We start from the raw sequence: 669 nt of genomic DNA on the forward strand, positions 1-669 counted from the left end.
CCAGCATGTGAGCGGGTTCTACAAGTTAATGGAAGGGAGCGGAGCCACGCTTCACAACCTGTACGGGCCGACGGAGGCCACGGTCGATGTCGCGTATTACGACAGCGCTCCGACCTTCGCGAAAGCGGCGGTGCCGATCGGAGGGCCGATCGCCAATACGCAGCTGTACATTGTGAACGACAACCGGCAGCTGCAGCCGATAGGCGTCGCGGGTGAACTATGTATAGCGGGCGACGGTCTGGCCCGGGGCTATCTGAACCGGCCGGAGCTGACGGCGGAGAAATTTGTAGACAACCCGTTCGAGCCGGGGACACGGATGTACCGGAGCGGGGATTTGGCGAGATGGCTGCCGGAAGGCAATCTGGAGTACCTGGGCCGGATCGACCATCAAGTGAAGATCCGCGGCTACCGGATCGAGTGCGGGGAGATCGAAGCACAGCTTATGGCGCATGCGCATATCCGCGAAGCGGTGGTCATGGCCCGCGAGGACGAGCAAGGGCAGGCGTACTTGTGCGCGTATCTTGTGAGCGACGAAGCCGTTCCGGTACCGGAGCTGCGGGCGCAACTGGCAACACAGCTGCCGGATTACATGATCCCGTCCTACTTTGTGGAGCTGGAGAAGCTGCCGCTGACCCCTAACGGCAAGGTGGACCGGAAGGCGCTGCCGGC

At 62.5% G+C, this 669-nt stretch carries 1 protein-coding gene; it reads left to right on the forward strand.

Annotated features, from left to right (window positions below; all coding sequences use genetic code 11):
- A partial coding sequence (locus tag ACQ76X_RS36110; RefSeq protein WP_438498695.1) for an AMP-binding protein occupies nt 1–669 on the forward strand: 669 nt, incomplete at both ends.

The organism is Paenibacillus sp. IHBB 3054, assembly GCF_051594305.1.
Taxonomy (GTDB): Bacteria; Bacillota; Bacilli; order Paenibacillales; family Paenibacillaceae; genus Paenibacillus_AQ.